Annotated in this window: 19 protein-coding genes and 1 pseudogene; 11 read left to right on the forward strand and 9 right to left on the reverse strand. The window is 58.3% G+C overall.

Going from position 1 to position 20,340, the window contains the following annotated elements; genetic code table 11:
* Positions 1–59 precede the first annotated feature (59 nt).
* The 9 genes and pseudogenes from P3C39_RS30690 to P3C39_RS30730 all read right to left on the reverse strand — a co-directional run bounded on the left by P3C39_RS30690 (position 60) and on the right by P3C39_RS30730 (position 11,599).
* Positions 60–746 (reverse strand): response regulator transcription factor, encoded by a 687-nt coding sequence (locus P3C39_RS30690; protein WP_024505585.1) that lies wholly within the window; start codon positions 744–746, stop codon positions 60–62.
* An 812-nt stretch (positions 747–1,558) separates the two neighbouring features.
* Positions 1,559–1,727 (reverse strand): annotated as a pseudogene (locus tag P3C39_RS30695) (transposase); the annotation flags it as partial.
* 714 nt (positions 1,728–2,441) lie between these two features.
* Complete coding sequence (gene tdh, locus P3C39_RS30700; RefSeq protein WP_127268537.1) at positions 2,442–3,476, reverse strand: L-threonine 3-dehydrogenase; 1,035 nt, start codon at positions 3,474–3,476, stop codon at positions 2,442–2,444.
* Between the two features lie 65 nt (positions 3,477–3,541).
* Positions 3,542–4,555 (reverse strand): adenosine kinase, encoded by a 1,014-nt coding sequence (locus tag P3C39_RS30705; protein WP_127273102.1) that lies wholly within the window; start codon positions 4,553–4,555, stop codon positions 3,542–3,544.
* Between the two features lie 100 nt (positions 4,556–4,655).
* Positions 4,656–5,831 (reverse strand): methionine adenosyltransferase, encoded by a 1,176-nt coding sequence (gene metK / locus P3C39_RS30710; RefSeq protein ID WP_063169265.1) that lies wholly within the window; start codon positions 5,829–5,831, stop codon positions 4,656–4,658.
* Positions 5,832–5,888: 57 nt separating this feature from the next.
* Entirely contained in the window at positions 5,889–7,226 is a 1,338-nt protein-coding gene (glyA, locus tag P3C39_RS30715; RefSeq protein WP_063169266.1) for a serine hydroxymethyltransferase, read from the reverse strand.
* A 37-nt stretch (positions 7,227–7,263) separates the two neighbouring features.
* Positions 7,264–7,608, reverse strand: a complete 345-nt coding sequence (locus tag P3C39_RS32955) for a helix-turn-helix domain-containing protein (RefSeq protein WP_084831489.1) — start codon at positions 7,606–7,608, stop codon at positions 7,264–7,266.
* A gap of 1,056 nt (positions 7,609–8,664) precedes the next feature.
* Positions 8,665–10,599 carry an HrpF/NolX family T3SS translocon protein gene (locus P3C39_RS30725; RefSeq protein WP_127267847.1) on the reverse strand — a complete coding sequence of 645 codons (1,935 nt, stop codon included), beginning with the start codon at positions 10,597–10,599 and terminating at the stop codon, positions 8,665–8,667.
* Positions 10,600–10,900: 301 nt separating this feature from the next.
* Entirely contained in the window at positions 10,901–11,599 is a 699-nt protein-coding gene (locus tag P3C39_RS30730; protein WP_275954911.1) for a secretin N-terminal domain-containing protein, read from the reverse strand.
* 187 nt (positions 11,600–11,786) lie between these two features.
* On the opposite strand from P3C39_RS30730, the gene P3C39_RS30735 reads away from it, so the two are divergent.
* The 11 genes from P3C39_RS30735 to P3C39_RS30785 all read left to right on the forward strand — a co-directional run bounded on the left by P3C39_RS30735 (position 11,787) and on the right by P3C39_RS30785 (position 20,178).
* Entirely contained in the window at positions 11,787–12,296 is a 510-nt protein-coding gene (locus tag P3C39_RS30735) for a nodulation protein NolB (protein ID WP_024505368.1), read from the forward strand.
* A gap of 9 nt (positions 12,297–12,305) precedes the next feature.
* A complete protein-coding gene (gene sctJ, locus P3C39_RS30740) occupies positions 12,306–13,169 on the forward strand; it encodes a type III secretion inner membrane ring lipoprotein SctJ (protein ID WP_127248569.1) in 864 nt (287 codons plus the stop codon).
* Entirely contained in the window at positions 13,162–13,800 is a 639-nt protein-coding gene (locus tag P3C39_RS30745) for a nodulation protein NolU (protein ID WP_335930789.1), read from the forward strand. The genes sctJ and P3C39_RS30745 overlap by 8 nt, the downstream gene beginning before the upstream one ends.
* The gene (gene sctL / locus P3C39_RS30750) at positions 13,797–14,420 is read left to right on the forward strand and encodes a type III secretion system stator protein SctL (RefSeq protein WP_024505371.1); all 624 of its coding nucleotides are present in this window, start codon (positions 13,797–13,799) and stop codon (positions 14,418–14,420) included. The genes P3C39_RS30745 and sctL overlap by 4 nt, the downstream gene beginning before the upstream one ends.
* On the forward strand, positions 14,417–15,775 hold the full coding sequence (gene sctN / locus P3C39_RS30755) for a type III secretion system ATPase SctN (RefSeq protein ID WP_024505372.1): 1,359 nt from the start codon (positions 14,417–14,419) through the stop codon (positions 15,773–15,775). Before sctL ends, sctN begins: the two co-directional genes overlap by 4 nt.
* Positions 15,751–16,263, forward strand: coding sequence for a hypothetical protein (locus P3C39_RS30760; RefSeq protein WP_275954910.1), 513 nt, complete (start codon positions 15,751–15,753; stop codon positions 16,261–16,263). The genes sctN and P3C39_RS30760 overlap by 25 nt, the downstream gene beginning before the upstream one ends.
* An 89-nt stretch (positions 16,264–16,352) precedes the next feature.
* Positions 16,353–17,381, forward strand: a complete 1,029-nt coding sequence (gene sctQ, locus P3C39_RS30765; protein WP_095769044.1) for a type III secretion system cytoplasmic ring protein SctQ — start codon at positions 16,353–16,355, stop codon at positions 17,379–17,381.
* Complete coding sequence (gene sctR, locus P3C39_RS30770) at positions 17,374–18,039, forward strand: type III secretion system export apparatus subunit SctR (protein WP_029354851.1); 666 nt, start codon at positions 17,374–17,376, stop codon at positions 18,037–18,039. The genes sctQ and sctR overlap by 8 nt, the downstream gene beginning before the upstream one ends.
* A 2-nt stretch (positions 18,040–18,041) precedes the next feature.
* Positions 18,042–18,317, forward strand: coding sequence for an EscS/YscS/HrcS family type III secretion system export apparatus protein (locus P3C39_RS30775; RefSeq protein ID WP_024505375.1), 276 nt, complete (start codon positions 18,042–18,044; stop codon positions 18,315–18,317).
* An 8-nt stretch (positions 18,318–18,325) separates the two neighbouring features.
* On the forward strand, positions 18,326–19,144 hold the full coding sequence (gene sctT, locus P3C39_RS30780) for a type III secretion system export apparatus subunit SctT (RefSeq protein WP_024505376.1): 819 nt from the start codon (positions 18,326–18,328) through the stop codon (positions 19,142–19,144).
* Entirely contained in the window at positions 19,141–20,178 is a 1,038-nt protein-coding gene (locus P3C39_RS30785; RefSeq protein ID WP_024505377.1) for an EscU/YscU/HrcU family type III secretion system export apparatus switch protein, read from the forward strand. Before sctT ends, P3C39_RS30785 begins: the two co-directional genes overlap by 4 nt.
* Positions 20,179–20,340: the final 162 nt, after the last annotated feature.

The following is a 20,340-nucleotide window of genomic DNA, read 5'->3' on the forward strand; positions in this document are numbered from 1 at the left end:
GGGCGCAGGGCAAGGATGTTGAAGGATCAGCAAAATAGATCTTCTTTCGATTCGACAAACTATGCGGACGAGGCGTCAGTCAATTCTAGGATGTAACCAATGCCTCGGATGGTCTTGATCCGTGGCGTTGCACCTGATCTGGTCAGATGTCCCCGTAAACGATAAATTCCGACTTCAAGCGCGTTGGCAGACACGTCGTCGTTGAATGAATAGAGGTGATCTTCCAATTGCGCACGGGGCACGATGCGGCCTGCCCGGTTAAGCAGGTGCTCTAGAATACAGAGTTCGCGACGTGCGATCATCATTGGGTGCCCATCAACGAAAACCTGGCGGGCGACCGGATCAAAGTCGAGATTGCCAAATACGAGCCTCAGGTCGGTCATCTGTGTCGCCCGGCGCAGAATGGCTCTCATTCTGGCAATAAGCTCATCGGTAGAGATGGGTTTGAGCAGAAAGTCGTCCGCACCTCCGTTGAAGATCGCAATTCGCTTATCGAGATCGTTAAGGCTGCTCATAATGACGGCAGGAACTGAATGCCCGTGGGTCCTCAACTGCCTCAGCCAACCCAAGCCATCGCCATCTGGCAGAGCCAATTCCAGCAGGAGAATTTCATAGCTGGCGCAAGAAAATGCACTCGAAGCCAGTTCCAGAGTACCAACGACATCAACGACGAAGCCGCCATCCCCGAGCGCAAGTCGCATGGCGCGCGCAAGATCCGCATGATGATCCACGAGCAGCGTTCGCATTTCATCTCCTCTCGAAGAGGGACGGCCCATCGAACGCGTCACCGGCGGCCATCTGATCGGAGCACACGGCGCGCAACTCGTCGCAGCTCTCGGAACTGGTCCGAGTCGGAGGGACATGCAAGTCGCTCGGTGGCAATAGGCGCGGGTGAGGACCAACTGACGGGCTCAAATACGCCGGTCGGCGAACCCACGAGGCCAGCAACCCGCGTGCGATTTCTCGTTGCATCATCTCTCCTACGTGCAGCCCCTGCGCTCGCAAGGCAGCGTCGCGGCTCAGAGCCCGATTCCCACAGAGGGTAGGGTTAGCTTTCGAGAAACTGATTGAACAAATCGATTATTTGGATCGAATGCATCCACGGGATGGATGCAGCGCACCATCTTCAACGACTGCGGCGTCCTGATGCACTGTTGTGTCTGTCGTGCTCTGCTTTTTTCGCTGTCCTTCAAGGCTGGCGAGCCTGGTGGAACCTGCGCGTCATTGGCTTGGTAGCTTGAATGCTTAACAACGGAGCGCCCTGCGCAAAGCCGCTCTCATTTCCAAAAAGCCTTGCAATCTGGTTGGAGCACTTCGCGCTCGACACCAAAATAGGCGAGGAAAACTGACGTCTGACAGGGATGTACATGCAACAGCCGATTTGCGGCACCAGCAAACGACCGCGTTCAGGCTGAAGATCGACGACCAACGGCTCCTCGATTTCCGCACCGACCGCTTTTACAAGCTCTTCCTGTGCGGGCGGATGCCGGCAAACAGCAGCACAGGGTCAGCGAAACCGGGAGCGGGCCTGCTTGATCGCCATGATCACATTGCCGCTGTCGCGCGTGCGGAGCGGAATGCAATCGGTCCAGCCGGCGGCAATCCGGTCAGCACTATCGTCTGCACGAAGCTCCCTGACGAAGACGTGCCCGAATGCGCTCAACAAAGCCGGGCGGCGGATCTTTCCAATCGCCGAAGGTGCGGGCTGGCACCGAGCGGCGAACTGCGAACTCATTCCTGCCCGGCGGCGCTGGCCGCCGCGAGCGTCGATGCGGACCCAGCCGCTCCGAATCCTCCCACAACACGATGAGCGCGTCGCGGACATCGCTGCCGTAACAGCGGCTGCGGCTCTTGCCCGCAGACGGCCTCTGCTCACGACGGTTCATAAGACGGATCGCGCGCTTGCGAATAATAGCCGGTTACCGCCTCGAACTCATCCAGAATGCGCCGCTTGTCAACGCCGCAATAAAGCTCCACGATCGCCGCTTCACCGTGTCGCCATGCTGAGCCGCGCCATCCTTCCCCCGAACCGGAATGGCACGACCTGTCCATCCCCTTTGGAACAGGACACTATTGGTAACATTTTGCTTGAGGCAATGCGGCTCGTTGCCTTCCTTTTCGCTGACCGGAAGGGTACCGGAAGTCGTCTATCGCATCTTACCCGCTGAAAGCGGCAACACCTCGACCTCAATCGCAGATCATAGGAAATAGACGATCGCGTCGGGGCCTCAGCATCGGTTCACCGGGTTTCCGTCATCGACTGAAGCGAATTGCCCCATCGACCGTCACCGGGTGGGCCGCGATACGTCGCCGTATATGATTAGCGAGCGCACGTAGCGGAGCCATAGCTCTCCACCCAGCCATGTTCCCCTAGTTGGAAAATGTCCGGCGGACCAGAGGTGCTGTCGTCAGCTTTTCCTGAATAGCGGCCAAGGCAATCCCTACCAGTCCATCACCACCTTGCCGGAACTGCCGCTCTTCATCGCATCGAAACCGATCTGAAAATCGTCGATGCCGATGCGGTGGGTGATCAGGCCGGAGACATCCAGCGGGCCCTGCACCAGCGCGATCATCTTGTACCAGGTCTCGAACATCTCGCGGCCATAGATGCCCTTGAGATGCAGCATCTTGAAAATGACCTTGTTCCAGTCGATCTCGAAGCCGGTCGGCGCGATGCCTAAAATGGCGATCTTGCCGCCATTGTTCATGGCATCGATCATGTCGCGGAAAGCGGGGGCGGCGCCTGACATTTCGAGCCCGACGTCGAACCCCTCGGTCATGCCGAGCACCGGCATGACGTCGCGCAGCTTCTCCTTCGAGGCGTCGACGACATGCTGGACGCCGAGTTTCTTGGCTAGCGCCAGCCGCACCGGGTTGATGTCAGTGATGACCACTTTGCGCGCGCCGACGCATTGGGCGACGAGCGCGCCCATGATGCCGATCGGCCCGGCGCCAGTCACCAGCACGTCCTCGCCGACCAGATCGAAGGACAATGCGGTGTGGACGGCATTGCCCAAGGGATCGAAGATCGCGGCAATCTCATCGGGCACATCGTCGGGGATCGGCACAACATTGTGCTGCGGGATCGCCAGATACTCGCCGAAGGCGCCTGGACGGTTGACGCCGACGCCGAGTGTGTTGCGGCACAGATGCCCTCGCCCGGCGCGACAGTTGCGGCAATGGCCGCAGACGATGTGGCCTTCGCCCGATACACGCTGGCCGACCTTGTATTCGGTGACCGCTGCGCCGAAATCGGCAACGGTGCCGACGAATTCATGGCCCGTCACCATCGGCACCGGCACCGTCTTCTGCGCCCACTGGTCCCAATTGTAGATGTGCACGTCGGTGCCGCAGATCGCCGTCTTCTTGATCTTGATCAGCACGTCGTTGGGGCCGATTTCCGGCACCGGCACCTCTTCCATCCAGATGCCCGGTTCGGCCTTGGCCTTCACAAGCGCCTTCATCATGTTCGACATCAGGATTTCCCTATTCCGTGATTGCGCTTCTGGCGAGATAGCCTGCACAACGGGAAGGTAGGCCACTAACTCGTTTGAACGTCCGGAATGGTCAGCCCCGCCTGCTCGGCCTCGCGGCGCAAATTCTGACGGGGCCTGGGGCCGATCTGCTGGATCACCAATCCGGCTGCCAGTGAGCCAAGGTCGCCGCAAGTCTGCAGGTCGCGGCCTTGCGTGTAGCCATGCAGGAAGCCGGCGGCATAGAGATCGCCGGCGCCCGTCGTGTCGACCAGTTCCTTGATGGCGGTCGCCTTGATCACCACGGTCTCGTCGCCGCGCACGATCACCGAGCCTTTTTCCGAGCGGGTGACGGCGGCGATCCGGCAATCCTTGCGGATCTGGGCCAGCGCCTCGTCGAACGACGATGTCTGGTAGAGCGACTTGATCTCGTGGCTGTTGGCAAAGACGATGTCGACCGTGCCCGAGCGCATCAGGTCGAGGAATTCGTCGCGGTAGCGGTCGACGCAGAACGAATCCGACAGCGTCATCGACACTTCTCGGCCTGCCGCGTGCGCCAGCTTCGCCGTCTGGCGGATTGCCTCCTTGGCGCGCGGCGGGTCCCACAGATAGCCTTCGAAATAGGTGACCTTGGCGCCGGACGCCTTGTCGGCTTCGACATCCTCAGGGCCAAGCTCGACGCAGGCGCCGAGATAGGTGTTCATCGAGCGCTCGCCGTCGGGGGTGACGAAGATCATCGAGCGCGCCGTCGGCGGCTCGCCCTTGAGCGGCGTGGTGTCGAAGGCGACGCCCTGTGCATGAATGTCGTGCGCGTAGATTTCGCCCAGCGCATCGTTGGAGACCTTGCCGAAGAAGGCCGCGCGGCCGCCAAAGCTGGCGACGCCGGCCGCCGTGTTGCCGGCACTGCCGCCGGACGCTTCGATCGCCGGACCCATGCGGCTGTAGAGCAGTTCGGCGCGTTGTGTGTCGATGAGGTTCATCGCGCCCTTGATGATGCCGTTGGTCTCGAGGAATTCCTCGTCGCACTGGGCGATGATGTCGACAATGGCATTGCCGATGCAAAGCACGTCATAATCCGGCATCAAAATCTCCGCCAAAACCCGAGCCGGCTTCTTGCCACGCCGGCCGGGCGTGGTCTCGCGAGTTGGAATGGGTTGCCGCATGCGCTTGATCCAGCCGCCCTCACGCAGCTGCCGGTCCGGCTTCACGCAGCAAATCGTCAGCTTTGTCCGTCTTCTCCCAAGTGAACTCAGGCTCTTCACGCCCGAAGTGTCCGTATGTCGCCGTCTTGCGGTATATCGGCCGTAAGAGATCAAGCATCTTGATGATGCCTTTCGGTCGGAGATTGAAAACCTCGAGAACAAGGCGCTCGATCCTTTTTTCCTCGATCCTTGCGGTTCCGAAGGTATTGACCATGACAGAAACCGGACTGGCCACGCCGATCGCGTAGGCAAGCTGAACCTCGCAGACCTCCGCAAGGCCGCTGGCAACGATGTTCTTCGCGACATACCGGGCGGCATAGGCCGCCGAGCGGTCAACCTTGGATGGGTCCTTGCCCGAAAAGGCACCGCCGCCGTGACGCCCGGTCCCACCGTAGGAATCGACGATGATCTTCCGTCCTGTGAGGCCGCAGTCGCCGGCAGGCCCACCGACCACGAACCGCCCTGTTGGGTTGACCAGAAATCTGATCCCCGAAGTATCCAGGTGGGCCGGCAGGACCGGTTTTATGATCTCCTCAATGACGCCTTCGCGGACCGTGGCTTGTGAGACCGCTTCGTCATGCTGCGTTGACAGGACTATGGTATCCAGCGCCACCGGGCGGAGCCCTTCGTAGCGTACCGACACTTGAGATTTCACGTCCGGACGCAGCCAGCCAAGCTGTCCCGCTTTGCGGACCTCGGCCTGTCTTTTCGTCAAATGGTGAGCGAGTTGGATCGGCAGGGGCATCAATGTATCCGTCTCGTTGCATGCGAATCCAAACATGATGCCCTGATCCCCTGCCCCTTGCCCGAGATCCTGCCCTCGTCCTTCATCAACGCCCTGGCTTATGTCGGGCGACTGCTCGGTGAGGGCCAGAACGACGGCGCAACGTCGACCATCAAAGCCAATCGCATCATCGTCGTAGCCAATATCGAGTATCGTATCGCGGGCGACTTGGCTGTAATCGATGTGGGCATGGCTGGTGATCTCGCCAGCCACAACGACCATCCCCGTCTTCACCAACACTTCACAGGCGACGCGCGCCTTCGGATCGGTGCGCAGGACCGCATCGAGAATGGCATCGGAGATGTTGTCTGCCATCTTATCGGGGTGTCCCGCGCCGACGGATTCGGAAGAGAACACGAACTGCCTGGTCATAAAAATGCCCTCGCTTCAAGTGCTGGAGTTAGTGAGGAGTTTCTGGATTGGGGTGGCTTATCGGTCGGGGATGCCGGGAACATCGAACGCAGTGCAGAAGTCGGCAACGTCTCTTCGTACGCTCGCATGAACTTCCTGGTCATCGGGCTGGCGGCAGACCGAGTCGATGAAAGCGGCGATCTGCACCATCTCCGTTTCGCGCATGCCCATGGACGTCACCGCTGGTGTCCCTAAGCGGATGCCGCTTGTCAGCGCCGGATGCCGCCGGTCGCCCGGGACCATATTGAAATTCGCAATGATGCCTGCACGCGATAAGCGCTCCGCATAGGCTTTGCCTGACAGCGACCGGTCCCGAAGATCAAGGATCAGCATGTGATTGTCAGTGCCCCCGGTGACGAGTTCATAACCTCGCTCCAGAAGTGCCTGGGCCAGAGCCTTGGCGTTGTGGACGATCTGCTGACCGTAGACACGAAAGGACGAGTTCGCTGCTTCCTGCAAAGCGACGGCAAGCGCGGCGATAGTATTCATGTGCGGTCCGCCTTGCAGAAGAGGGAACACGGCGCGGTCTATACGTTTGGCCAGATTGTGTTTGCTCTTCGGATGATGGAGGGGCTGATAACGGTCTTCATTCCTTGATAAAATGAAGCCACCCCGGGGACCGCGGATCGACTTGTGAGAGGTGCTGGTGACCACATCGCAATGGGACACGGGGTTCGGATGCACTCCTGCGACAACCAGGCCGCAGATGTGGGCGATGTCAGCCACCAGATACGAGTTCACCTCCGAAGCAATTTCGGCCATGGCCGCGTAGTCAAAAATACGCGGATAAGCAGTTCCGCCGACCCAAATTAGCTTCGGGCGTTCCCGCTTGGCGGTCTCGCGCAAGTGGTCATAGTCAATTTGCTGTGTCTTTTCGTGCAGCCTGTACGGGACGCGCTGATAATCGCTGCCGGAAAAATTGACGGACCAACCGTGAGTCAGATGGCCGCCTTCGGGTAAAGGCAAGCCCATGACTTTGTCACGGGGGCTCAAAAGCGCGCGATAGACAGCCTGGTTGGCTGGCGAGCCTGAATAAGGCTGGACGTTGGCGTGTTCACTGCCAAATAGCGCTTTCAGGCGCTCGATCGCGAGGGTCTCAAGCTCATCGACGATCTCGTTTCCGGCGTAGTAGCGCGCACCGGGGTATCCCTCGGCATACTTGTTGGTGAAAATCGACCCGGTCGCTTCCAACACCGCCGAGGAGGCAAAGTTCTCGGAGGCGATCAGTTTGAGAGTTGTCCGCTCCTGACGCTCCTGTCTTAGAAGCAGTTCGTGAACGCGGGAGTCGACGGCGGCTAAGTGAGGCCGCCCGTAAGTGTCGGGCTGCGCGATGGCGCCGCCGGCGGAGTTATCCATGGTAGTCGCGCTCCATTTGGACTGATCTATTTCACGATCAAGCAGGCGGTCCCTTCAACCGCGCGTCTTGTATTGCTTCCAGGCGTTGTAGGTCTCTTTTATGATGGCCATCATCGTGGGGCAGGAGATCGACCACCAATTGAGCCAGCCCGCCATCCTTGCCTCCTGCTTGCATATGGTACGAAGACTGCGGACGTTGTTCGTTGCAGCAAAGAAAGTTGGCTCTGACCAGCCGCCGAACGTGGCGTCGAACCTGCTCGCGAGGCAGACTGGTAATATCGGCCAGCTCGCCGACGGTTAGATCCGCATGCGCGCAAAGGCCCAGGATTCGAAGGCGATCAAGATGCGCTGCCGTCCTTAGGCGATTTACCAGTGTCAACATTGGTTGGCATCAACCCGGACGGGATGCAGCAAGCCGCTAGCCCTTCTATCCCCATCAATCCGCATGAGACCTCTCTCGTCATTTGCTGTAAATCCGCTGGTATGGATGCTAATGGAAGATAGATCACAGTCCTTTCTACGACTAAGACGCCAGATATTGGGGCTAATGTACCACCTGACAGGAGACTACACTCACGAACATTATGTGAATTTTTTTTAACGTTGCTGAGAATCAAGGGGGAGGTTTGGCGAATGTCTCGCCGTCGACTGTCGAATCCTGCCCGACGGGATTATAGGGTGCGTAGCCTGCTTGTCCTTTCCACATGACCAGCGACGATGGGGCGAAGGCGGCAGACATAGCTCTGGAGCATGCTGCGGTATCTTGGCCTGAAGCCGAGGAAGGCGGACCGTGGCTTCCGCGCCGCTGCCGGGAGCCCGCGAACAGGCCAAGTGGATCAGCCGGGTGTTGCCGTCATAGAGCGTGAGACCCAAAGCTGGCCAGCCGCGCCCTGAGGCTGACGCACCGCTCAGCGTCCACCTTGCTCTCGAAGCCCATCGGCATAGCGCCGATAACGACTTGACCGCGTGCGTGTCGACGAGCGATCGGTGAGCGCAAGGATCGAGGGTGCAGTGCAGGATAATGCTGTTTTAAATCAGCGCTGTTTTCAGCCGACTGCCTTGAGCGTGGGCACAAGGATATAGGCCCAAGGCAGGAGATCATCGTCTGCTGTTCGGGAGGCCGCCCTGGGCGCGCGACAGCCGTTCCTTCGGCTGCGCCGCTCCGCCACCATCCGCGCCGTGCCTTCCGGAGACCATTCCCGCTACCGGCCGGCGCCCGTGAAAACCTCGACCCGGCGCACCGGCTCGAGATGGCTGGGCTCAGCGTAACTCTGAAGTCGTCATATACCGAAGCCTTCACAGACTTCGGACATCCCCCTCACAGTCCGATCCAGATGGCGTCAGGAACACCGCTTGCGTTGATGCGGATGAACCCCTGCTTGTGCCACAATGACCCTTATGTCAGCGCGCGAGCCAAAGCTTCCGCGCAAGGCGACGGCTAGGATAAGGCAATGCCGACGAAGGGCACATTGCTTGCCACACTCTGGAATGATGGCATGCTCGGAAGGCCTAGGCTTTGCTCAGGGCCGCCTGCAAGGCGCGCTTTGAGGTTATTCACATAGCCTTCTGCGTAGTCCTGCGCCGTCGAGACCGAAAGATCAATGCCTGCCGCCAAGGCCTCTTCCATCAGGTGCTTTACGAGCCCATTTCGAATGGCCAGCTTGACCTCGGGGCCTGCGATAAGGCCGATCGCCTGCGCGGCCATATTGAGGCCAGCTTCCTCCAGCGCTCGCTTCATATCGCCTCCATTAATGGCCGTACGCAGGAGATTGGCTGCTTGCGACTCAGCCTCGAGAACCATCGAGGCAAGATCGGCTACTTGTCCGAGGCCCGGAATGAAGCTGAGCAGTCCCACCGCCGTTGCCGCCAAGTCGAGCACTTTCGTCTCGATTTTGAGCACGGAGTCGACGACGTGCATGACGGCCCCGCCGTTCTTTTTGGCTGACTTAATGTCAGGCTGGTCCATCAGGCCCATCTTCATGTCCGCGACGGCATTCTGCTCTTCTGCGGTTTGGGCGCCGTGGGTGATTGGCTGCTGAACGTTGCGGTTCGCAGACGACATGTTTGTGCAAAAATGGGCAAAGTCTTTTTTGCTGATATTGCCGGAATCAACCGTATGCCCGCCGCCAAAGTCGAAGAATTTATGATGGGTCTTATAGCCCGTGATCGAATTGTTCAGGAGGCCAAACAAAAGAGGATCTGAAAGGAGCTGAGAGGCTGCTTCCCGCACTTTCGGATCAAGGCTCTTGTCGTCTTTCATTTTCGCCAGTTTGTCGCGAGTCAGAACACCGCTTCCAAAGAACGTGTCCTGATGGTCCTTGATCATCTCGACCGTATTCAGCTCAGTTTGCGTGAGGCTCATCGACGATGAGGCGACTTGCAGGAAATCCTCTTTGTGCATCTTCCCTTTCGAGCCACCGCACAACTGGTTCCAAGCATCGGGGTGATCGAGGAAATATTGCGCCGCCGCAATGACCTGGGGCGGAAATTTGCCGTTTTTCGATTCGCCGCCGACCATTTTCTTGAACTCATCCAGACTCAGGTCCTTGGACAGATTTTCGGAGTACCGGTAAAACTCCCGCAAGGCATCGCTCAAGGTCATGACCGAAGGCTGCAAACCTCCGCTGCCGTCGGATGGTATGTAGTTCTGCTCGTAGCTTCGCGCTTGGGCTTCCTGAAATGCAGCAACTTGTGGGTGGTGGTTTGAAAATCCGGCCAAGTCCTTGGCGTTGATCTTGCCTCCACAGCGGCCGTCGCCCTGCGAGCCAATCGCATAAAAAAGTCCCGAATCCTGCTGCAGTCCCTGGATCGCCGCTTTAAGATCCGGTGGCGTAGAGGGATCATTGGCTTTGTCGGTCAACGACTTCCAAGTAAGCGGGCATTGGTCCTTGTGACGGTTGAGTACCGCAACAATCTGCAACTCAGCCGTGGTCAGCGACCCACCGTTCCACGTGATTCCGGGGCTCGCCCTGGGAGCCGGCTCGATCTTCGGAGTGACGCCGAGCAGATGTTGGGCTTCAGTCGCCTTGGAGCGTTGCGATTGGTCCTCCTTGAGAGCCGCCCTCATATTTGGCGGCAGCTGATCCAGCGGGTGTTGCTCCAAGCCATTCAATGTCAAGACATCCGGTGCCAGATGGCCCAAAGGGTCCTGCCGCAATTTATCCATTGTCGAATCAAGATTCGACGCTGGCAGATCCCCTTGCGCGAAAGAGCCGGGCTTGTCTGCCAGCACACAAGTGGACAGCATCGCTTCGAAGCACGATGCACTTTGCTGATGCTGGGTCGCAAAATGGGAAACTTTCAGGCCCGGCCAACCCCTTGCGGACTGTAGCGAATTTGAGCGGTAGAAAGTTGAAAGATTACTGGCCGACATTATGCATCCTCAGACGTGACGTTGAAATCCCCACAAGAGACCCCGACAGAAGATCCCTTGCGTTTCACAAAATTCGACAATTCCAAGCGTCGGCAGGTCACGAATGCGCCTGCCCTGCCTTCAATTGCTGTGTTCCGGGCCGGCTCCAAGGTTCGGTCCAACACAATGGCCGGAGTCACCGCGAGAGCTGCCGGGACTCATCATGAGCGGATTAGCTTTCGAGAAACTGACGAGTTTGCGAAGAGTTCACAAAAGGGTAGCCGCAGTCATGTTCTTCAGAGCTGCGGGAAATCCTCAATGTTCATTTCTTGCCCAGCTCAGGCTTCCCGCCAACGCTATCCTGTTGTGGGATGTCAGAAGAATAAGAAGCATCCGGTCGTCCGTCGCGAACGACCGTAGTGGAGGAGCCGCGAAACAAGATCAGCACTGATTCCTTTGGCGTTGCCGCTATGTGAGTCTGCGCCTGCGCCTGCGCCACCAAGCCGTGAAAGGTCTGCTCCACGAGTGCGACGAAGCGCGGTGGACCGGAAACGAAGACGAGGCCATTGCCTGGCACGGGTTTGACCACATAGCGCTCGTCGGAGATATCAAGCTTGTCGAGAGCCCCCTTGAACGCATCGAAGCGAATCGACGTCATCAAAAGCATTCGAGTTTGCGACTCTTGTGCAGCAGACACATAGAGCACAAGGCCGTCATAGTACCATTGTAGACCGTAAAGGTTCGTCAAGCGGTCGAGGAACGCGCGCGGTGGCAAATCAGGCATACGTCCGCGAATTCGCCCCTTCACCGCAGGACTGATGTTGACCCTGATATTCAGGTTGTTGCCGAATTCCTGCAACGCTGCAGCGAGCTCCTGATCCAGAACCGTGTATCTATAGGGTGTCGCCGGAAGGGACAGCGGGACTGCATGCGCCGGGTGAATCCCGGTGGACAGAAAAAACCCGGCACAAAGAAGTCTCAAAACATGCAGGGTGACGGGTTGGATAAGCGTTCTCGGCATGTCGCACTGATAAACCAAACGCTGAAATCATCACAAGTGACTAAATTGCCGAAGAGATTTTAGATTGTCGAAATGACGCCGCCGTTAGTCAGCTTGTTGTCAGCTTGCCCCCCTAGGAGTGTTGCGCCGACACCGGGTGATGAATGGGCGGGGCTCGCCCGGTCAGAGAGAGCAACCGAGTCCTTACATGATGATGCCTGTCACGTCGATCTCTGCCACTCTAACGGCTGGCCTCCCCAGGGTCGGATCACCGTCGATTGTCGAGCAGGCCCAGTTTGAGCGCGCCTTAGGGCATGCAGCCGACTCGCTGAAAAACGATGCCGCCGCGGGGCCAGCGAGTGCGGCGCCAGTTGCTGCGGCGATGGATGTTCAGCGCGCGGCTGCGCCGACGAGCGGCATGGGCGATCGCGTGTTGCAGACGATTTCCTCCCTATATCCACACAACACTGTTTCCTTCCCCGCGCTCGACCATGACATAGCCCTTTCGAAGGGCGCTCTACCGGGACCGGCGCAGAAGCTTCCCGTTCCAGGTGAGGCGGGAACCGGAATCTCGGGCATTCCCCAACAAGGGCAAGACTTCGAAACGATGATGGCTGGTCTTCGGGATGTTTACAACGGCGTCACCCAGGTGGCGCTTATCTCCAAAGGCGTCAGCGGCGTCACATCATCCGTGAATAAACTTTTGAAGGAAGGCTGAACCGCGCGCATGATTGGCTTGGCCGAGGGCGAAATCATGCGTGGCCTGTCAGGGTGGCGGTCGGTTAGACTTGTCATGCTGCCAGTTCTCGTCGCCCTCACTGCTTGCAAAGCCGACCTCTACACGCAATTGCAAGAGCGTGAGGCAAATGAAATGCTCGCACTTCTTGAAGACAACGGGGTCGCCGCGATCCGGGTGGTCGCCAAGGATGGAACCAGCACGATCCAGGTTGACGAAAAGCTGCTCGCCTTCTCAATCAACCTTCTGAACGCCAAGGGGCTGCCGCGCCAATCCTTCAAGAACCTCGGTGAGATATTCCAAGGATCAGGCCTGATTGCCTCGCCGACCGAAGAGCGTGCCCGTTACGTGTATGCCCTGAGCGAAGAGTTGTCGCGGACGATCAGCGATATCGATGGCGTTTTTTCTGTACGTGTTCACGTCGTGCTGCCGCATAACGACCTTGTGCGAGCCGGTGCCACGCCATCCTCGGCCTCGGTGTTTATCAGGCACGACGCAAAAACAAATGTCGCGGCTCTGCTGCCAAAGATAAAGATGCTTGTAGCCGACAGCATCGAAGGCCTGTCCTACGATAAGGTGGAAGTGGTTTTGGTGCCGGTAGAACGGTCCGCACACGAGCAACGGCCCGATCCGACTGCTGTCTTGCCACAAGCATCACTACCTCTTCCTGCGCCACTTCTGGCGACCGTAACAGGTTTTGCCGCAGCCGTATTCGGCGTGGCCTGTTATCTCTTGATCGGCGTTGTTACGCGTCGGCGCAAGCAATCAACCGGCGTTTCCAAGGTCGAGGGGCGCCGGGATGCTTCTGCTGTCGAGGCCATTCGCAAAAGAATGCCTGCAATTGGACGTGGGTGACATCTCATTGCCAATGCCTATACAGACCGCCCGACCTGATGGTCCGCACTTTCCGGGCGCGAGCGAGCTTGCGGCTTCGGCCCATCCAACCCGTCTTGCGGCGCGTCTTGATCCAGCGTTATCGGCCGAAACGTTAGTGAAGTTGCAGAAGTGTTCCAGACTGCATCCAAGGCTGGCAGAATTGCTGGGCAACGATGACGTGGATCTGAACCACATCGGCTGCAGGCCGGACCTTCTACGCGGGCATGATCCATATCGAGCGGCCCTTCTTGCTGGTAGTATCTGGCATGCCCGTTCGCTGGTCGCGTTTGTCTCTCAGCCTGAGCTTGCCATCCTTGTTAAACGCATCGGCGTGGAGGCACACGCATTCGGAATCCGACACCTGCTGCATGCTGTTGACAAAAGACTGATCTCGGACCCAGAAAAACTCGCTCAGCAAATCGAATACGATGGACACGCATGTCTTGGGGCTTGGCTCCAGGACAGTTCAGCTACCGAGCGTAACCGCGTGCTTCTTCGATTGCCCGAGGGGACTGCCGCGGAGACTCCAGCACCTGAGCATTGGACCGCCGCCGGCCAATTGCTTTCACTTGTAGTAGCTCATTTTGAGACAGAGACCCCGGTGAAATGACAGTCGAACTTTCCGAGGGGCCAATAGCGCCGCAGATGCGTCCAGTCGGACCACTGATACCCGCGAGCGAGCTCGAAACCTGGCACAGCGCCGCGCAAGCCCTTGCCGCGGCAGAACGGCATCGGCAGCGCGTTCGAAACTGGGCACGCGCGGTTTACCAGCGGGCGTGGGCGCGCGGCCACATGGAGGGCTCGAATGCAGGCACCGAGGAGATGGCAGGGTTGATTGCGGAGACAATCTCCGAAATCGCGCGACGAAAGGCGGCTCTGGAGCAGGAATTGCCGCAGCTCGTGATGGAAATATTGAGCGATCTTATCGGCGCTTTCGATCCGGGCGAGCTATTGGTGAGGGCTGTTCGTCACGCCATAGAGTGTCAATACAGCGGCGCCGACGTTTGCCTTCATGTTTCTCCCATGCAAGTCGACATGCTTGCACGAGAGTTTGCTCGATGCGACGGCCAGGATGGTCGACCAAGGGTGCGGATCGAGCCCGACCCGACATTGTCGCCGCAACGCTGCGTGCTGTGGAGCGAGTACGGCAATGTTGACCTTGGACTTGACGCCCAGATGCGCGCGCTGCGCCTTGGTTTCGGGACGCTCTGTGAGAAAGGCGAGCTATGAGAAAGCCCGTCCCAGAACATAACGCTGACGCCGACACTCGAGCTCTCGTTCCAGCAATCTCGTCTTTGAGGGCTGCGGCCAAGCGAATTGACACGCGTGCGGTGCGCGGTCGGATCACGCGGGCTATCGGCACACTGGTTCATGCCGTCTTGCCAGACACTCGTATTGGGGAACTTTGCCTCCTAGAGGACCCGCGAACCGGGCTGTCGCTCGAGGCCGAGGTGATCGGCCTGTCGGGTGATGGTGTATTGCTGACACCGATCGGGGACTTGGTGGGCCTATCCAGCCGCGCAGAGGTCGTGGCCACTGGCCGAATGCGTGAGGTGCCCGTCGGCGGCGATTTGCTCGGTCGCGTGATCGACAGTCGTTGCCGCCCATTGGACGGCAAAGGCGAAATCAAGACCGTCGAAACTCGGCCCCTGCATGGCAGAGCCCCCAATCCGATGACGAGGCGCATGATTGAGCGGCCATTCCCGCTTGGGGTCCGTGTCCTCGATGGTCTGCTGACGTGCGGCGAGGGCCAGCGGATCGGGATTTATGGCGAGCCAGGTGGTGGCAAGTCGACGCTGTTGTCACAGATCGTAAAGGGTGCCGCCGCTGACGTCGTCATAGTGGCGCTCATAGGCGAACGTGGACGGGAAGTTCGTGAATTCATCGAAAGGAATCTTGGTGAAGAGGGCCTTCTCCGTACAGTCGTCGTGGTTGAAACATCCGACCGCTCGGCGGTAGAGCGTGCGCAATGCGCTCCGATGGCGACTGCGCTCGCGGAATATTTCCGAGATCAAGGCCTACGCGTTGCTCTCATGCTGGATTCGCTGACGCGCTTCTGCCGCGCTATGCGCGAAATAGGCCTTGCTGCGGGTGAGCCGCCGACGCGACGGGGCTTTCCTCCTTCCGTTTTTGGCATGCTGCCAGGCCTGCTCGAGCGCGCCGGCATGGGTGAGCGGGGCTCAATCACGGCCTTCTATACGGTGCTTGTAGAGGGTGATGGCACGGGTGATCCAATCGCCGAGGAATCGCGTGGTATTCTCGATGGCCATGTCATCCTCTCACGCGCTATTGCGGCGCGATCGCATTTCCCCGCTATTGATGTGCTGCAGAGTCGCAGCCGCGTCATGGATGCAGTCGTTTCGGGGACACATCGCAAGGCAGCATCCATTTTCCGCGAGCTCCTGTCGCGCTATGCCGAGACCGAGTTCTTGATCAATGTTGGCGAATACAAGCCAGGTGGAGATCCCCTGACTGACCGGGCTGTCGCGTCAATCGACGAACTGAGGGAGTTTCTGCGCCAGAGCGAAGATGACGCGTCAGATTTCGAGGAGACGGTCGCATGGATGTCGCGTCTGACCGCGTAAACTGGATTCAGTCTTCGAGGTTACGGCTTCTGAAGGAAATGCAAGAGCGTCGTGCCCTTGGCGAGCTGTCCGAGAAGGAAGCCCAGCGCGATGTGGCCGCCTCAGCCGTACAAAATGCCTCTAGGGAGCTTGCAATGATACAGCAACATTGTTCAAGAAAAGAAGCAGCGCTCTATCAGCATCTGATGTCACTCGACAACTTGTCTAGCGCAGCGCTCGACCGTCACCGCCTTCACACTGAACAACTTGCCGCTGAGATCAATTCCAGACGGCAGATGCTTGATGATACCCAAATCGCTCAAGAGGAGGCTGAGATGGCGGCGTCCAGGACGAGGGAGCTATGGGTCATATGTTCGGCGGCAAGGGACAAATGGCAACAAATCGAGGACGACGTGCGGCGCGCCGTCGAGACTCATTCGGAGGCCGCAGCCGAGATCGAGGCCGACGATGAGATACTGCTGAAATATGCGAGGGGGTCGCTTGCCTAAATGCCGCGCAACCGGATCCGACGGTCGCAAGAGGTCGTCCGAATGACACGACCGTGCAGTCTTTGATAGGCGCTGCGGTCACACCCGCCATGTTCGAACCAGTTCTGAAACTGTCCCACACGGTTGTCTCGTGGCTCAATGATACAGCAGCGCCGCGCACGCCGTTTCAAAGCCGGATCAACGAGGTGCCGCTATCGGTGCGAACGGCAGGGCTTGTCTGGCAGCAGGAACCTGCTGCCATTCCGATGCTTGACTGCGTCTGGAGAGTGGGAGCCGAAACGGTCATCTTGTCACTGTCGCGCCCGCTCGTAGAGGAGTTCATCACGACAGTGCAGAACGGCTTGGCCTTCCCTTCCGAGCCAACTGCTTCGCTAATTCTCGAACTCGCTCTGGAGCCGCTTGTCACTCGACTGGAGGAGACGACGCGTCTGAACGTGCAACTCGTGCGGGTATGCGAAGCCACGATGCTGGCTCCTCATCTTGAACTCGACATCATTTTCGGCGCGGTCAAGGGCAAGGGCCGTCTATTCCTGTTCACGCCACTTGACGGCTTAGTACCGCCTGCGTTTCGCGCGCTAGGCGAACTGCTTGCCCAGTTGCCGCGGCAGCTGGGCGGGCTGCCTCCAGAGCTCCCGCTCATTGTTGCAGGAGAGGTCGGCACGCTTCGCCTTCCTGCGGCGCTTCTTCGAAGCGCATGTGTCGGTGATGCATTGTTGCCCGATATTGCGCCGTTCGGCCGCGGCCAGATCACCCTAGCTGTCGGCCAGTTGTGCGCCGAGGCGGATCTTGACGGCGATGAATTAATCTTGCGGGGGCCTTTCCGCCCGCGACCGTGTCCTTTGGAGAGTGCGCATATGACACAACCCGGATCGCAACTGGAGCTTACTAAGGATCTCGACGATGTCGAGATCGTGCTTGTCTTTGAATGCGGCCGCTGGCCTATTTCTCTTGGGGAATTAAGAAGTGCCGGCGAAGGGCATATTTTTGAACTTGGATGGCCGATCGACGGCCCGGTCGACATAGTGGCCAATGGTCAGCGTATCGGGCGTGGCGACATTGTCCGCATCGGAGAAGAGCTGGGCATCAGGCTGCGTGGCGGGTTTGCATGCAATGAGTGAAGCTCAGCCGACAATCCTGGCGCTTCTTGCGGTTACCGCCGGACTCGGTCTGCTGGTTTTAGCAGTTGCCACGACAACGGCCTTTGTAAAGGTATCAATTGTTCTTTTCCTCGTCCGCAATGCGCTCGGGACCCAGACCATACCACCCAATGTGGTGCTGTACGCCGCGGCGATGATCCTCACTATGTTCGTTAGTGCGCCCGTTGCTGAGCAGACCTATGACCGCATGTCGGATCCCAAGCTCCACTATCAGACATTCGACGACTGGGTAAGCGCCGCTAAAGCCGGAAGTGAGCCCTTGCGCGAGCATCTCAAGAAATTCACAAATGAAGAGCAGCGGCGATTTTTCCTATCTTCGACAGAAAAGGTCTGGCCAGAGGAAATGCACGCTGCAGCCACGCCTGATGACTTTGCAATACTTGTACCATCTTTCTTGCTATCGGAATTGAAGCGTGGATTTGAGATAGGATTTCTACTTTATCTGCCTTTTATTGTTATAGATCTGATAGTGACAACTATCTTGATGGCGATGGGAATGTCGATGGTCTCACCAACTGTTATATCTGTCCCGTTCAAGATCTTCTTGTTTGTTGCCATTGATGGTTGGTCAAAATTGATGCATGGGCTTGTGCTGAGTTATACGTTACCGGGAGGCTGATCATCACTGAATCCAGCATCATTACTCTTATGAGCCAATCACTGGTGGTTTTCATGATCTGGATTCTACCGCCGCTCATTGCATCAGTGGTTGTCGGCCTCGTCATCGGCATCCTCCAGGCGGCGACGCAGATCCAGGATGAAAGCTTGCCGCTCACCGTGAAGCTTCTGGTCGTTGTCGCGGTGATTGGGCTGTTTGCTCCTGTGCTAAGCGCCCCGCTCATAGAGCTAGCCGATCAGATCTTCACCGAGTTTCCCGCAATGACACTTAGCTACTAGTCCGCCCCATGGACGCGCCATCGGCCGATATTCAAATTCTGATCCAGACGGCTCTCGAACTCGTCGTTGCGGCAGGTCTTGGGGCAGCCCGCGCGATGGGCATCATGCTGATCTTTCCCGTATTCACACGCTCGCAGATCAGTGGGCTGATCCGGGGCTGTTTGGCTGTTGGCTTCGCACTACCATGCCTGGCACATGTCAGCGGCGGATTGCCGGCGCTGGATCCTGATACGCGCCTGATCCAGCTAACCCTGCTCGGATTCAAGGAAGTTTTTGTCGGTGTACTCCTTGGCACTTTTCTTGGCATTCCGCTTTGGGGCCTTCAGGCTGCCGGGGAGCTTATCGACAACCAACGCGGCATCAGCAGCCCGACCGCTTCGGCCGATCCCGCGACGAACAGTCAGGCTTCCGCGATGGGCGTTTTTCTGGGGATCACTGCGATTGCCATATTCGTCGGATCAGGAGGCCTGGAAACTTTGATCAGTGTCCTGTACCGCAGCTACTTGATCTGGCCGGTGTATCAGTTTCACCCGACACTGAGCGGGCCAGGAGCAATGGAGTTGTTGGGGCTTCTCGACAGCATAATGCGCACGGCATTATTGGTATCGGGGCCTGTCGTGTTCTTCCTGATACTGATTGATATATCGATGATGCTGCTGCGTCGCTTTGCCCCGCAATTTAAGGCGAGCCAACTGTCTCCGGCAATCAAGAACATTGTCTTTCCAGTTCTCATGGTCACCTACGCTGCCTATCTGGTGGAGAGCATGAAACTGGAGGTCACACGTGCCAACGGCGTGCTGGAGTGGTTTGACAAATTGCTGCCATGAGCGACACAAGTGAAGAGAAGACACACGCCGCCAGCCCGAAGAAGTTAAGTGAAGCGCGCAAAAAAGGACAGCTGCCACGTAGCTCCGATTTCGTCCGCGCGGTCGGGACTTGCGCTGGGCTCGGCTACCTTTGGCTAAGAGGCAGCGTGATCGAGGACAAATGCCGGGAAGCGCTCCTATTAGCCACCAAGTTGCAGAGCCTACCTTTCGATACCGCGGTGCCGCAGGCATTGGTTGTGCTCGTCCAACTCACCGTCGCGGCTGTTGGCCCGCTGCTTGGAACCCTCGTCGCTGCGGTGATTTTGGCCAGCCTGCTAGCCAATGGTGGATTTGTCTTCTCTCTGGAGCCGATGAAGCTCAGCTTTAAGAAAATTGACCCCTTTGAAGGGCTGAAGCGCTTGGGGTCTGCTCGTTCCATGGTCGAAGTCTGCAAGACCATGTTCAAGGTATTGGTTCTCAGCGCAACCTTTTCCATTGTCCTTCTCGGGATGTGGAAGACAATGGTCCCTCTGCCGATCTGCGGCATGGGCTGTGTTGGCCTCATCTTTATGGAGACAAAATTGCTGATGGGAATTGGCGCCGGCGCACTGCTGGTCGGCGGACTGATCGATCTCCTGCTCCAGCGCGCGTTGTATCTGCGCGAAATGCGCATGACCAATACCGAAGTGACGCGCGAGTCGAAGGATCAGCAAGGAGCGCCAGAGTTGAAAGGTGAACAGCGTCGCATCCGCGAGGAGGCGGCCGACGAGCCTGCGCTTGGCGTGCATCGCGCCACGCTGGTCTTAACAGGAAGGGCGGTCCTGATCGGTCTGCGTTACGTTCGCGGTGAAACCGGGGTGCCGTTCTTAGTTTGCCGTGCCGAAGGTGAGCGCGTTTCACATGTGTTGAGCGAGGCGCGGGCACTACGCCTGACGATCGTCCATGACCATGTCTTAGCGCGTCAGCTGATAGGCACTACAAAACTCGGCCACGCGGTTCCTATGCAATATTTCCAGCCTGTCGCGAAAGCATTCTTTGCCGCAGGCTTGGCCTAGTCATTGGAAGTCCACGACTGCCAGTTCAAAACTGACCTGGCTCCATGCTAGTGGCAAATGTCGGCTGGCCATCCGTGCCCCAGTGTCTCTGTCAGGCCAACCGCGCAACCGCGGGCCTGGGGCAATCACTCCCCTCGGATCTGCCACCCAGCAACTACGGCA

The sequence above is a fragment of the Mesorhizobium sp. XAP4 genome (genome assembly GCF_029269325.1).
GTDB classification, from domain to species: domain Bacteria; phylum Pseudomonadota; class Alphaproteobacteria; order Rhizobiales; family Rhizobiaceae; genus Mesorhizobium; species Mesorhizobium ciceri.